The organism is Enterobacter sp. Taxon_2 (assembly GCF_058355295.1).
In genome coordinates, this window is sequence record NZ_CM178024.1 from 2,646,392 (window position 1) to 2,659,730 (window position 13,339).

Below are 13,339 nucleotides of genomic sequence, written 5' to 3' on the forward strand. Positions count from 1 at the left end.
AGTCTCTCGTGGTCATCTTTGCAGTCAGATGGCGCGTATCCTCGCAGATCTCGCGGTTCGATGCGACAATTTAATCGGTTCTTCATCGGGCGGCGGGTCGGGCATCGGCTGCGGGCGCGGGATGGGATCGGGCATGGGCACCGGATCGCTGGGGATAGGATCGGATTGACGCGATTGTTGCAGTAGCAGAGCGTTCAGGATGCTCATCATTCCCTCCATAATTTACTGTCGTCCCTTTTAGGGTAGACGTTGAGAATCAGGAGGCAAAAAAAAGCCGACTATGAAGTCGGCGTCGTACGAATCAATTGTGCTATGCAGTAATTCAAAAAAGGAAGTAAGACAATATGGAGCGCAACGCCCATCGCTTGACGTTGCATTCACCTGCGGGAGTAATATTGCACCTTACGGGGTAGATGTTTATTGACTTCGCTCAATTAAAAGAGCGTTTTGATCCCGGTAAAAGCTGGAAAAAGCGTAAATTTACAGCCATTTACTACGATGCAACCACCATGCAACACCGCCTATCAAAACAACTAACATGACGCAAAACGCGGTAAAACCATAGCGATAGGCATTGCCCGGGATACCGCCCAGGTTTACGCCAAACAGCCCGGTAAGAAACGTGCTGGGCAAAAAGACCATCGCCATCAGGGACATCGTGTAGGTTCTTCTCGCCAGCGACTCCTGCATCACCTGTGCGATCTCGTCCGCCATCACCGCCGTTCTGGCAATACAGGAATCAATCTCGTCCAGCCCGCGCCCCAGCCTGTCGGCAATATCCTGCATTCTGCGTCGCTGATCGTCATTCATCCAGGCGAGTCTTTCGCTGGCAAGACGCGCGTACACGTCGCGCTGCGGCGTCATATAGCGGCGCATCACAATTAGCTGCTTACGCAACAGGGCCAGAAAACCGCGCGGCGGGATCTGCTGATCGAGCAGGTTATCTTCCAGGTCGATGATTTTGTCGTGCAGTTCTTCGATAAATTCGCTCGCGTGATCGGTAAGCGCGTCACAGACGTCCACCAGCCAGCTGCCGCAGTCGATCGGTCCGGTGCCCTCTTTCAGATCGTTTACGATGTCATCCAGCGCCAGGACTTTACGCTGTCGGGTGGAGACAATAAGTCCATCGTCCATATATACCCGCATCGCAACCAGCTGATCCGGACGTTCATCCGTGCTGCCGTTAATGCAGCGCAGGGTGATCAGCGTACCGTCCCCCATTCGGCTCACGCGCGGCCGCAGGCTTTCACCCGCCAGCGCATCGCGCACGTTATTAGGCAAGAGTGGGGTCGAAGCGAGCCAGTCAGCGCTGTCCGGGTGGGTATAGTTCAGATGTAGCCAGCAGGGATGCGCACTGTCGATCACATCATTATCTTCCAGCGGTCGCGCACCGCCGCGGCCGTCCAGCACCCACGCAAAAACTGCGTCAGGAACGTTAAGTTCAGATCCTTTAATGCTTTCCACAGCGCCTCCACCTTTTAAGCTCTTTTGGTGTCAGTCTAGCGTCCATCGGGGGTTAAGCAACAACTATGTCTCCCATCGCGCTGATATCGTTCAGGAAATGTACATGCTGGACAGAGGCGTAAAAAAAGCCTGGCATACCAGGCTTTGAGATTCAGTCAGAGTGAGTGCTCTGGCCGCTGGAAGAAGGATGGCGAGCCGCCTGGTAATGAGGAAGAAGAGCCCTGGTCAAGTCTGAAATTACGCGTGCGGGCCTGCAGCTCAATGACCTGATTGCGCAGGACATCAGAGGATCCGTTGAGTTCCTCAGCCATCGCAACGTTGCTTTGCGTGACCCGCTCCAGCTCCGAAAGCGCCAGCGTGATCTGAGAAATGCCTTTTTCCTGCTCTGACGTCGACGCGGAAATGTCGTCCATCAAGCGACTGACATTCCCTGAGCCCGTCACGATTTCATGCATATTCTTCTCTGCCTGCGAAACAACGGTAGCGCCCTGCGTGACGTTACTGCTGGTAACTTCAATCAGCGCTTTGATATTCTTCGCGGCCTCTGCGCTGCGGTGTGCCAGGTTTCTGACCTCTTCCGCAACGACAGAAAAACCTTTTCCATGATCGCCCGCCCTTGCCGCCTCAACGGCCGCGTTGAGCGCCAGAATATTGGTCTGGAACGCAATGCCGTCAATCAACGAAATAATCTCCGTCATCTGCTGGGCGCATTCGGTAATGGACTGCATATTGTTGGCGACCTGCCCCATCAGCTCCCCGCCCTTGCGCGCCTGCAGCGTCGCCACATTAGCCTGTTCACTCGCCAGGCGGGTGTTATCGGCATTGTTTTTGGTACTCGCAGCCATTTGCTCCATGCTGGCTGCGGTTTGCACTAAAGACGCAGACTGCTGCTCGGTTTTCACCGAAAGCTGAGCGCTACGTGCCGAGAGTTGATCCGATAAGGTCATCGCGGTTTGCGACGACGCCCTGATCTCGCGCACCAGCGTCGCAATGTTGCCGGAGAGGCTGTTTATCCCCGGGATGAGTCGGCCGGCACAGTTATTGCCAAATTCAGGGATAGAGACACCAAGATTACCTGCTGTCACCTCTTCAATACTCTTCTTCACCGTATTGATCGGCGTCACAAGATACTTCGTCATATAGACCCAGAGCAAAAATAGCGCAATGAAGTTGATGACATTAAGCGAAATAAAGAGAGAAGGATTGCTGGAAAATAGAACAACGACACCTGCATTCACCAAAAAAAGAGATAAAAGGAACCCAATAATAAAGGTCCTGACACTAATATTTTTTAGCATGATAATACCCACGTTTTATATTTTGGTCGGCATTAAGACTTATAGCATTGGCTCAGACGTTTTTCCTCGCAAACTTCACGGGTTTGTTTTTTCGCAGTTAGCATCCTGAGATTTGTCTTAAGTCAGACAAAAAGAGTGTATTAGTGAAAATGTTCTGCGCAGGATGCTGTGATACTAGTCTCTCGCCATCTTAAGCGATAGTATCGCCCGCGGTGAGACGATACGATCGCCCTCATATTTAAGGAGCTTTGCTACTTTTATTCGTTTTTGTTTAGCAATGCTTAATACATTAACAATGGAATATATTTTATATTCTTAATAAGTTTTAGAGTATTAATATGACTGGTCATTTTTCACGATAAATAACTAATATGGTTTGAATGCGCATGTTCGTTGCCCGATAAAGATGTACCCGGCAGGCGAAATCGGTAACCCTCTCAGGCGTGGGATTGCATAATGCTCAATATATCGTGGGACCCTGTGTTAATCGCTATATCTTATCTGGTGGCGTTTATCGCCTCCTTTGTTGCGCTGGACAGCGCCGGAAAGATCCCCCTTTCCAGCCGAAAGGCTGCCCTGTTCTGGCGTATTGCCGGTGGGGTTACGCTGGGCATTGGCATTTGGTCGATGCACTTTATCGGCATGCTGTCGATGCAAATGCCCATGATGATGAGCTACGACCTCTGGTTAACCCTTGCGTCACTGGGCGCCGCGGTGGTTGCATCGACCACGTCTCTGAACATTGCCGTCGTGGGCAAAAAACGCTCTTCCTTTCGACTGATCCTCGCCACGGCTATCCTGAGCGCTGGCGTGGTGTCTATGCACTACATCGGTATGGCGGCCCTGATGCTGGATGGCAGCATCATCTGGGATCGCCGTATTGTGGGGTTGTCCGTGGTCATTGCCGTGGTGGCTTCCGGCACGGCGCTGTGGCTGGCTTTCCGTCTGCGAGATAAACACAAAGGCGTCTTTATCGATCGTCTTCTCGCGGCCCTGGTCATGGCCGCCGCCATTTGTGCGATGCACTATACCGGCATGAGTGCCGCGCATTACCCGGAAATGTCGCATACCCTCCCCGGCGGGATCGGCGAACTGGGGTTATCCATCTGGGTTTCGGTCACCACGCTCTGCCTGCTTGGCGTGATGTTAATTATTTCCCTTGTCGATTCTCACCGACGCACCGGCCGGCTGACGGACAATCTGCGGCAACTCAATCGGCAGCTTGAGCTACAGGCGCGCTTTGACGCGCTCACCGGACTCGCGAATCGCCACCAGATGGATCTCCGTATGCAGGACTGCCTGCGCAGTGCGTTGCTGAGTAACAGGCAATTTGCCGTCATTTTCCTGAACGTCGATCATTTCAAACGCGTCAACGATACCTGGGGTCACAGCGTCGGCGATGAGTTATTGATCACCGTCGCACAGCGCATCACGGCCCGACTCACGCGTGAGATGACCCTGGCAAGACTGGGAGGAGACGCCTTTATCCTGCTGGTGCCGGAATGTGATGACGACAAGCTCAACGCCCTGCTCACTTCACTGCTCGGGGATGTACGACGCCCTCTGTCTGTTTGCGGACATACGTTGAGCACGACAATCAGCGCGGGCGTCAGCCTCTATCCTCGCGATGGCGAAACGCTGCACGAGCTCAAACTTAAGGCGGATGCAGCCTTACATCATGTCAAAGACGATGGGCGCAACGGCTGGGCGATTTATCAGTCCGAGATGTCAACAGCGATCCCGGCGAAACCCGGATTCCTGCAGGAACTTTCTCAGGCGCTTGAACGCGATCAGTTTGAACTGTGGTACCAGCCCACCTGGCATGCGGGAGAGAAAACCATTCATGGTTTTGAAGCCCTTCTGCGCTGGCGGCATCCTGAGCAAGGCGTTGTGCTGCCTGGTCTGTTTATCCCCTCGCTCGAACAAACCGGCTTAGTTATCCCGGTGGGCAACTGGGCCATTGAAGCGGCATGCCGGCAGCTGCATTTCTGGACTGAACAAGGGTTCAGCCAGTGGACGTTGTCGCTCAACCTATCCCCCGTCCAGTTCGAACAGCCGGACATTTTCCCTATCATCTCGTCGATGCTGGAAAAATATAACCTGTCTCCGTCCCGGCTGATCCTTGAGGTAACGGAGAGCACCGCGCTTAAAAATCTCGACCGCAGCATTGAGTTGCTCAATACGTTTAATCACGCAGGGATCACCGTCTCGATTGATGATTTCGGTACGGGCTATTCCAACCTGCTGATGCTGAGCGTGCTTCCGGCTAAAGAACTTAAGATCGACAGAAGCTTCGTAACCTCGATGCTGGAAAATGAAAAAAGCTACAAGCTGGTTGAAACCATCATCAGTATCGCCCGGACCATGGAAATGAATGTGGTGGCAGAAGGGATCGAAACGGAAGAACAACAGGCGATCCTCACCCGTCTCGGCTGCGATTATCTGCAGGGGTACCTTTTCTCCCGCCCCTTACCTGCCGAACAGGTACCGTGGCTGCTGCTGCAAATAAACTCGGACAAACAAATTATACCAATTGGTAAAATTCATTCGGAAAATGCATTTGCTTCACAAAAAAATCATGCCTGACGGGATGAAGTGGAGTATGTTTCAAAGCAGTACACGCGAGTCAATTCTGTCATACATGTCAGCCACAGTGTGCCAATGAACAGGAAATGCCTATGTCGCAACCTTGTTTTGATGCGTTGAATGTAATTAAAACACCCGTGTGGCTCATTTCACCCGTGTCGGAACAGATCATTTTTGCGAATGTGGCCGCAACCCAGGTCATGGGGGATAAAACGCTCGATGACCTTCGCAAAGGCACCTATTCTGCGAATGCGCAACTCCTCCTGTCGATGTATGTACCTGAACTGAAAACAGAGCAGGAGATCGTCGAAATCTGGACAATCAGCTGGGATGGCCAGGATACGCCGTTAAGCTGTCGTCTCTCGCTTGCCCACTACGCCCCCTGGGGTGACGTGATTGTTTTCGAGGGGACCTCACCACAATTACTCTCAGGATTGAAGGCCAGCCGTTCCGCCACCTACCGGCGGAAAAAACAGGGATTTTACGCGCGCTTTTTTCTGACCAACAGCGCCCCGATGCTGCTGATCGATCCTGCCCGCGATGGTCAAATCGTCGATGCGAATCTGGCCGCACTCAATTTTTATGGCTATTCACACGACGACATGTGCAGTAAGCATACCTGGGAAATTAATACCCTGGGGCGGGATGTGATGCCCATTATGACGGCGATTGCCGCGCTGCCCGGTGGTCATAAGCCGCTCAATTTTGTTCACCGCCTGGCCGATGGATCCACCCGCCACGTTCAGACGTATGCCGGGCCCATTGAGATCTACGGCGACAAGCTGATGCTGTGCATCATTCACGATATCACCGAGCAGAAAAGGCTGGAGCAGGAGCTGGAGCATGCGGCGTTACGTGACTCCATGACCGGGCTACTCAACCGGCGCCAGTTCTATGCCATTACCGACCAAAACAGCCTCAATTATCTTCCTGCGCAACAGCAATTTAGCCTGCTGCTGGTGGATACCGACCATTTCAAAAATATTAACGATCTGTTCGGTCATCTGAAAGGTGATGAGGTGCTTATCGCCCTCTCGCGAACGCTCGAAGCCTGTAGTCGGGAGGGCGACATGGTGTTCCGCTGGGGTGGCGAAGAGTTCGTAATTCTGCTGCCGCGCACTTCTCTCGACACCGCGTTGCAGATTGCCGAGTCGATCCGTGCAGCCGTAGCCCGCATTACGATTCCGGGCTTACCGCGGTTTACCGTCAGCATTGGCGTGGCGCGGCACGATCAGGGGGAGAGTATTGATGAGCTGTTTAAGCGTGTGGACGATGCCCTGTATCGCGCTAAAAATGACGGACGCAATAAAGTCCTTGCTGCATGAAACTGGAGTATCCAGTAAAGCCCCGCTACAATGCCCACCTCGAATCAATTAGCTTCAGGTGGGTTAAAGCTGCAATGGGAAAAACAGAAATAATACTCACCTTAATTATTTTACTCCTTATTATATTTGGCTTCTGGTTTATTTTTAGCGGTGAGATCTGGTATCTCGTCGAATTCCTTGAAAATAGCCTTTACCCGACCTTCGACGCACCGTAACGCACGTTTAATCGCTTGTTTCACCTACCGAATATGTCAGGTATCTGCTTCCCTTACAGCCGCGTAAAATACGCGGCGTTATCCTCCAACAACGTTGATAACGAATCACTTATTCATTTGCTTATGTTGCCCGTGCTCTAACGGGCTTTTTTATTTCCGGCAATTCAGCCACGCCAGGCTATATCTTTATCATCTTTATTGAAAAAGGTGAGGAATGATGAGCAGGAAGATCCTGATGCTGGTTGGCGACTACGCCGAAGATTACGAAACCATGGTGCCTTTTCAGGCTTTGCAGATGATTGGCCATCAGGTAGATGCAGTCTGTCCCGACAAACCAAAGGGCGACTACATCATGACGGCAATCCATGACTTTGACGGCGCCCAGACCTATAGCGAAAAACCCGGTCACCGCTTTACCCTCAACGCCGATTTTTCCACCGTAAAGGAACAGGATTACGACGCGCTGCTCATCCCCGGCGGGAGAGCGCCCGAGTATCTGCGGCTAAATGAGGACGTGTTAAAGCTGGTGCAGGCATTTGACGCCGCGCGTAAGCCGATTGCGGCAGTGTGCCACGGCCCGCAGCTGCTCGCTGCCGCAGGTATCCTGAAAGGACGAACCTGTAGCGCCTACCCGGCCTGCGCGCCTGAGGTGCGCCTCGCCGGAGGACACTACGCCACTATCGGCATCGATCAGGCCCACGTAGACGGCAACCTGGTGACGGCTCCCGCCTGGCCCGCGCATCCGCAGTGGCTGGCGAAGTTTAGTGCGCTGTTAGAATCATAGAGACCGGGTATCAGGCCACGCATAACGAATGAAGCGGTATCGCATATTGCAGAACTGGCGCGATAATGCGCCAGTTCTCACCAAACGTCAGTGCTTCTCAATATACATTGTCCGGCTATACGCCACGTCTTCCGGGTTATTGATGGGGTAGCCTTTCACCCAGGGCTTAATCAAACGACCATTGGTGTACTGATAAATTGGCGCGATGGGCGCTTTCTCCATGAGGATTTTCTCCGCCATGTTGTAATCCGTATTACGCGCTTTCGCCGTGGTTTCCAGTGTCGCCTGATGGATAATTTTATCGTAAGCCGGGTCATTGAAACGCGAGATATTGCCGCTGTGGGTTGAGGTCAGCAGGGACAGGAAGGTCGATGGCTCGTTGTAATCGCCTACCCATGACGCGCGGATCACATCAAAATTACCGGTATTACGGCTGTCGATATAGGTTTTCCACTCCTGGTTTTGCAGCTTGACGTCCGCACCGAGATTTTTCTTCCACATTGACGCCACCGCAATGGCGATTTTCTGGTGGTTTTCCGAGGTGTTGTACAGCAGGGTCAACTTCAAAGGACGCTGAGGACCGTAACCTGCGGCCTGGAGCAAGGTTTTCGCCTGAGCATTCAGCTCCTGCTGCGACATCTGCTCGAACGGTGAAGGTTCAGGCGTGAAGCCCGCCGTCACGTCAGGAGTGAAATGCCAGGCCGGCTTCTCACCGGTTCCTAATACCTTCTCCGCCATAATGCGGCGATCGATGGTCATGCTCAGGGCAAGACGAACCCGGGCATCGGCCGTCGGGCCCTTTTGCGTGTTAAACGCGTAGTAATAGGTTCCGAGCTGAGGCGGCGTATACACCTGTCCCGGAATGTCCTTCAGGAGCTTCTGATACATGTTTTTCGGGAACGATTCAGTGATATCAATATCCCCCGCCAGATAGCGTTTGGTGGCGGATGATTCCTGATTGATCGGAATGAAGGTTACTTTTTGCAGGACAGTTTTCGCATTGTCCCAGTAGTGGGTATTCGGAACGACAACCAGTTTTTCATTCACCACGCGGTCGTTCAGGACGTATGCGCCATTGCCCACCAGGGCACCCGGACGCGTCCACTCTTTACCGCTTTCAACGTTCGCTTTTTGTACCGGATAGAAGGCAAAGTTTGCCGTCAGGTTACTGAACCACGGTAGCGGTTTGTCCAGCTGGACGCGTAAGGTTCTGGCATCCACCGCCGTCACGCCCAGGGTGTCAGGCGCCGCTTTACCATCGATAATGGCCTGCGCGTTGTTGATACCCGCCAGCGCCGCAAACCAGGCAAACGGAGACGTGGTTTTCGGGTCAACCAGACGCTGCCAGCTGTAGACAAAATCCTGCGCGGTGACGGGCGTACCGTCAGACCATTTCGCGTTGTCACGCAGGGTGAACGTCCAGATACGGTTATCGTTGCTCTGCCAGCGCGTCGCCACGCCCGGAGTGAGCTCCCCCTTCTCGTTCTGATTCACCAGCCCTTCGAAAAGATCGCGAATCACCTGAATCTCGGGCAACCCCACCGCTTTTGCCGGATCGAGCGAAGCCGGTTCGTCTTTAATATGCCTGACCAGCTCCTGTTTTTGCGCCAGTACCGTGCCCTGCGGCACATCAGCAGCGTTTGAGAGTGTAGAGAGCCCGCACAGACACAGTGCGGTAAAAAGACGCGAAACAGGATGCTTCATAAGATCCCCTTTAATAAATTCAGGTAACAAGCAGATGCGTAATTATTTGTTTCGACAATAAGAAATGCAAATAACTTACGCCTGAATAGTGATTTAAGGCAATTCTCAGCCGTTACGGAAACTATTTGATTAACAGCGGCTTTTGCACAACACTGCCAGTAGAGACTTTTTTATCAGGATTTCATATGGCAACCACCCGACCACGCGCGGAACGCGGCGCCTTTCCTCCGGGCGCGGAACAATATGGCCGCTCATTTTTAGGCGCATCGCTGATCTGGTTCCCGGCACCCGATGCCGATCGCGACAGCGGTTTGATCATTGCCGGCACGCACGGTGATGAGAACTCGTCTGTCGTCACGCTCTCGTGCGCGCTGCGGACGCTGACGCCGTCATTACGACGCCATCACGTGATTCTTGCCGTGAATCCGGATGGCTGCCAGCTTGGATTACGGGCAAATGCGAGGGGGATCGACCTGAACCGTAATTTCCCGGCGGCAAACTGGCGCGCCGGAGAAACGGTGTATCGCTGGAACAGCTCCGCCGAGGAGCGGGACGTGGTGCTGCTGACGGGAGACAAGCCCGGTTCTGAGCCGGAAACGCAGGCGCTGTGCCAGCTTATCCATAAGATCCACCCCGCGTGGGTGGTCTCCTTCCACGATCCGCTGGCCTGCATTGAAGATCCGCGTCACTCCGACCTGGGCGCGTGGCTGGCACAGGCTTTCGCCCTGCCGCTCGTCACCAGCGTGGGGTATGAAACACCCGGATCATTCGGAAGCTGGTGCGCCGATTTGAGCCTGCCCTGCATCACCGCTGAATTCCCGCCGATATCCTCCGACGAAGCCAGCGAAATTTACCTAAAAGCGATGATGGAGCTTCTGCGCTGGCAGCCTCAGAGATGAAGCACGCCGCTGGTAAATTTAAGGGCCGGTGAAACGTCAACCGCCAGCCACGTCGGGCCATCCAGATCGGCAAAACGAACCTGATTGACCAGCGGCAGCGCCGCGCCGATCGCCCGGGAGGTGCAGAGCATGCATCCCAGCATCAGGGCGAACCCCTGCGCCCGGGCTTCCGCTGCCAGGGCCAGGGCTTCTGTCAGTCCGCCTGCCTTGTCGAGCTTGATATTGACCATGTCATAGCGCCCCTTAAGCTCGCTCAAATTTTCGCGGGTGTGGCAGCTTTCATCCGCGCACACGGGCAACGGATGGATAAAATTCTTCAGCGCTGCATCCTCTTTTACCGGCAGAGGCTGCTCCAGCATCGCTACGCCCAGATCGGCCAGCAGCTGGCATCGCGCGGCCAGCCCCTCGGGATGCCACGACTCGTTGGCGTCCACAATCAGCGTGGCTGAGGGCACCGCCGAGCGAATAGCGACCATCCGCTCGCTGATCAGACGATCGTCGAGCTTCACTTTTAACAGCGTGGCCCCGGCGTCATAGAGCGCTTTCGCGCTGGCGGCCATTTGCTCCGGCTCACCAATCACGACCGTTTGCGCCGTCACGACGGTCTCCGGCAGCACCACACCCAGCAAGGACGTCAGCGATTTTTGCTGCTTAGCGGCTTCAAGGCTCCAGAGCGCACAGTCGATGGCGTTGCGCGCCGCCCCGGCGGGTAAACGCTGCTGTAACGCCTCGCGCGTGAGCCCTTTTTGCAGGTCAGGCACCAGGGTCATGATCTGCGCCATCACCGACGCAGGACTTTCTCCGTAGCGCGGGTAAGGCGTACATTCCCCGACGCCTTTCATACCCTCTTCTTCGATTTCAACTACGACCACGCTGGCTTCACTTCGGCTGCCGCGAGAGATCACAAACGGGGTATGCAATGGCCAGGCTTCTTCATAGACCTTAACGCTTCTCATCACTGACTCCTTGCGGCCCGGTAAGGCGAAAAATTTGGTTTGCCGTGTTATCCGCTGATGGCATACACTAGCCCCGACGTTAACTATATGTAAACAGGAAGATATCTATGTCACAACTCGTTCATTTCCAGGGCAACCCGGTTGCTGTAGCAGGTTCCATTCCGCAGGCTGGCAGCAAAGCGCAGGCTTTTACTCTGGTGGCTAAAGATCTGTCTGACGTCACACTGGCTCAGTTTGCGGGCAAACGCAAAGTACTGAACATTTTCCCAAGCATTGATACCGGTGTTTGTGCCGCATCCGTGCGTAAATTCAACCAGCTGGCGACTGAAATGGACAACACCGTTGTGCTGTGTATTTCCGCTGACCTGCCGTTTGCCCAGTCCCGTTTCTGCGGTGCCGAAGGCCTGAGCAACGTTATTACCCTCTCCACCCTGCGCAGCGCAGATTTCCTCGAGAAATATGGCGTCAGCATTGCTGAAGGCCCACTGAAGGGTCTGGCAGCACGTGCTGTACTGGTTCTGGATGAAAACGACACCGTCGTCTTCAGCGAACTGGTTAACGAAATCACCACCGAGCCGGACTACACTGCCGCGCTGGACGTGCTGAAAGCATAATAAGTCCTTAGCATTCTATACAACTTATTCTCAACCTCGCTGCGGCGGGGTTTTTTATTACTTCAAAGCTGAATCGTTAAAGCTTAAATGCTCGTAAGTCACATTAATCATGCAAAAACCTTGGCAACATGTAACATGAGCGTGATCAATAACGCATAATAATCGTTAAAATTCCCTATTTTCATCCCCAGTGAAGCACATCACATTTCCCTTTTTGTCTAAACATTAGATTTGCTTACGAAAGAAAATAATCGTTTCAGCAAAAAGGATAATATATGAAGATCAAATTCGCTTTTACGCTCCTTGCGGTCCTGATTTCTGGTCATGCTGCGGCTAAAACCTGGGTGCTGACAAGCGCTGAAAGCAGCGTAGAGAAAGGAAACTGGAAGATTTCCAGTGACGAGCTGAAAGTTAAGAATCAAACGTTCAGCATTGAGCAAAAAGTCTTACATGGCGGTAAGCAGGAAGGCAGCAAAGTCATCATTATTAGCAGCAAAGATGGCCTCACTATCACCCTGAGCCCGACCCGCGGGATGAACCTTCTGCACGTAGAAGGCTTTGGCACCAGACTGGGTTGGAATTCCCCCGTCAAAGAGGTCGTGAACCCGGCTTATATCAATCTTGAAAGCCGCAACGGTCTCGGCTGGCTGGATGGTTTCAACGAGATGATGGTGCGCTGTGGCTATGAGTGGACAGGGCACCCGGTCACCGCGGACGGGCAAATTTATACCCTGCATGGCAGAGCCGGTAATACACCGGTATCGCAGGTCGAGGTCGAGGTTGCGGATGCCGCTCCGCATGAGATCCGCGTTCGGGGTTTGATCAAAGAGAGCACCTTTAAAAAAGCGGATCTGCAAACCATGACAGAACTGCGCTACGTCCCCGGAACCAACCAGTTCAGCCTGCATGATGTTCTGACCAACCATGCAGATTACCCTCATGATTACCAAATCATCTATCACAGCAACTTCGGCACGCCAATCCTCGAAGAAGGTGCCCGATTCCTTGCGCCTGCGGTGAGCGTGAGCCCATTCAATGACTACGCCAAAGCGGGCGTTAACGACTGGCAAACCTACGCCGGGCCGACAAAAGGCTTTGATGAGATGGTCTTTAACATTAAACCGCTCGCAGACAATAACCACGAAACGCTCGCGGCAGTGGTCAATAAAGCCGGAGATAAAGGCGCATCAATCCAGTTTGATACGCGCCAGCTGCCCGTGCTGACCTTATGGAAAAATACCGACACGCTGAAGCAGGGTTATGTCACGGGCATCGAACCGGGTACCAGCTACGCCTACCCCGTGACGATTGAACGCGAGCAGAAGCGGGTTAAGCAGCTGGAGCCAGGCGCCAGCGCGCAGTTTGATCTGACCTATACCCTGCTGCACAGCCCGCAGCAGGTGAAAGACGTCGAAAGCAGGATTGCGTCGATTCAGGGAGAGACAAAAACAGAAATCGTTAACACGCCGATGGCGAAGGAATAAACGTAAAGTA

At 53.5% G+C, this 13,339-nt stretch carries 12 protein-coding genes; 7 read left to right on the forward strand and 5 right to left on the reverse strand.

Annotation, left to right across the window (positions count from 1 at the left end; all coding sequences use genetic code 11):
- Positions 1–24 precede the first annotated feature (24 nt).
- The 3 genes from ynaL to AC4IC4_RS12550 all read right to left on the reverse strand — a co-directional run bounded on the left by ynaL (position 25) and on the right by AC4IC4_RS12550 (position 2,762).
- Complete coding sequence (gene ynaL, locus AC4IC4_RS12540) at positions 25–207, reverse strand: proline-rich small protein YnaL (protein WP_071787463.1); 183 nt, start codon at positions 205–207, stop codon at positions 25–27.
- Positions 208–480: 273 nt separating this feature from the next.
- Positions 481–1,464 (reverse strand): zinc transporter ZntB, encoded by a 984-nt coding sequence (gene zntB, locus AC4IC4_RS12545; RefSeq protein WP_024907164.1) that lies wholly within the window; start codon positions 1,462–1,464, stop codon positions 481–483.
- A gap of 155 nt (positions 1,465–1,619) precedes the next feature.
- Positions 1,620–2,762, reverse strand: coding sequence for a methyl-accepting chemotaxis protein (locus tag AC4IC4_RS12550; protein WP_290093131.1), 1,143 nt, complete (start codon positions 2,760–2,762; stop codon positions 1,620–1,622).
- A 456-nt stretch (positions 2,763–3,218) separates the two neighbouring features.
- On the opposite strand from AC4IC4_RS12550, the gene AC4IC4_RS12555 reads away from it, so the two are divergent.
- From AC4IC4_RS12555 to AC4IC4_RS12570, 4 genes are all read left to right on the forward strand, one after another.
- Positions 3,219–5,348: a putative bifunctional diguanylate cyclase/phosphodiesterase gene (locus tag AC4IC4_RS12555; protein WP_491471243.1), complete on the forward strand. Its 2,130-nt coding sequence runs from the start codon at positions 3,219–3,221 to the stop codon at positions 5,346–5,348.
- A 92-nt stretch (positions 5,349–5,440) separates the two neighbouring features.
- Positions 5,441–6,673, forward strand: coding sequence for a sensor domain-containing diguanylate cyclase (locus AC4IC4_RS12560; RefSeq protein WP_032647511.1), 1,233 nt, complete (start codon positions 5,441–5,443; stop codon positions 6,671–6,673).
- A gap of 74 nt (positions 6,674–6,747) precedes the next feature.
- Positions 6,748–6,888: an Ecr family regulatory small membrane protein gene (locus AC4IC4_RS12565; protein WP_021240268.1), complete on the forward strand. Its 141-nt coding sequence runs from the start codon at positions 6,748–6,750 to the stop codon at positions 6,886–6,888.
- 217 nt (positions 6,889–7,105) lie between these two features.
- Positions 7,106–7,672: a DJ-1/PfpI family protein gene (locus tag AC4IC4_RS12570; RefSeq protein ID WP_491472823.1), complete on the forward strand. Its 567-nt coding sequence runs from the start codon at positions 7,106–7,108 to the stop codon at positions 7,670–7,672.
- Positions 7,673–7,759: 87 nt separating this feature from the next.
- Here the strand turns inward: AC4IC4_RS12570 and AC4IC4_RS12575 are convergent, their stop codons facing one another.
- Complete coding sequence (locus AC4IC4_RS12575) at positions 7,760–9,376, reverse strand: peptide ABC transporter substrate-binding protein (protein WP_491471244.1); 1,617 nt, start codon at positions 9,374–9,376, stop codon at positions 7,760–7,762.
- A 185-nt stretch (positions 9,377–9,561) separates the two neighbouring features.
- Here AC4IC4_RS12575 and mpaA point away from each other — a divergent pair, with 185 nt between their 5' ends.
- A complete protein-coding gene (gene mpaA, locus AC4IC4_RS12580) occupies positions 9,562–10,275 on the forward strand; it encodes a murein tripeptide amidase MpaA (protein WP_491471245.1) in 714 nt (237 codons plus the stop codon).
- Here the strand turns inward: mpaA and ycjG are convergent.
- On the reverse strand, positions 10,266–11,231 hold the full coding sequence (ycjG, locus tag AC4IC4_RS12585) for an L-Ala-D/L-Glu epimerase (protein ID WP_491471246.1): 966 nt from the start codon (positions 11,229–11,231) through the stop codon (positions 10,266–10,268). The genes mpaA and ycjG overlap by 10 nt on opposite strands.
- Before the next feature lie 107 nt (positions 11,232–11,338).
- Here ycjG and tpx point away from each other — a divergent pair, with 107 nt between their 5' ends.
- Entirely contained in the window at positions 11,339–11,845 is a 507-nt protein-coding gene (gene tpx / locus AC4IC4_RS12590) for a thiol peroxidase (protein WP_023335907.1), read from the forward strand.
- A gap of 275 nt (positions 11,846–12,120) precedes the next feature.
- Positions 12,121–13,329 (forward strand): aldose 1-epimerase family protein, encoded by a 1,209-nt coding sequence (locus AC4IC4_RS12595; RefSeq protein ID WP_248164830.1) that lies wholly within the window; start codon positions 12,121–12,123, stop codon positions 13,327–13,329.
- The last annotated feature ends 10 nt before the right edge of the window (positions 13,330–13,339 follow it).

Bases quoted from the DNA above. Each gene is read 5' to 3' on its own strand.
- ynaL (WP_071787463.1), bottom strand. From the start codon at position 207: ATGAGCATCCTGAACGCTCTGCTACTGCAACAATCGCGTCAATCCGAT.
- AC4IC4_RS12550 (WP_290093131.1), bottom strand. From the start codon at position 2,762: ATGCTAAAAAATATTAGTGTCAGGACCTTTATTATTGGGTTCCTTTTA.
- AC4IC4_RS12555 (WP_491471243.1), top strand. From the start codon at position 3,219: ATGCTCAATATATCGTGGGACCCTGTGTTAATCGCTATATCTTATCTG.
- AC4IC4_RS12560 (WP_032647511.1), top strand. From the start codon at position 5,441: ATGTCGCAACCTTGTTTTGATGCGTTGAATGTAATTAAAACACCCGTG.
- AC4IC4_RS12565 (WP_021240268.1), top strand. From the start codon at position 6,748: ATGGGAAAAACAGAAATAATACTCACCTTAATTATTTTACTCCTTATT.
- AC4IC4_RS12570 (WP_491472823.1), top strand. From the start codon at position 7,106: ATGAGCAGGAAGATCCTGATGCTGGTTGGCGACTACGCCGAAGATTAC.
- AC4IC4_RS12575 (WP_491471244.1), bottom strand. From the start codon at position 9,376: ATGAAGCATCCTGTTTCGCGTCTTTTTACCGCACTGTGTCTGTGCGGG.
- mpaA (WP_491471245.1), top strand. From the start codon at position 9,562: ATGGCAACCACCCGACCACGCGCGGAACGCGGCGCCTTTCCTCCGGGC.
- ycjG (WP_491471246.1), bottom strand. From the start codon at position 11,231: ATGAGAAGCGTTAAGGTCTATGAAGAAGCCTGGCCATTGCATACCCCG.
- tpx (WP_023335907.1), top strand. From the start codon at position 11,339: ATGTCACAACTCGTTCATTTCCAGGGCAACCCGGTTGCTGTAGCAGGT.
- AC4IC4_RS12595 (WP_248164830.1), top strand. From the start codon at position 12,121: ATGAAGATCAAATTCGCTTTTACGCTCCTTGCGGTCCTGATTTCTGGT.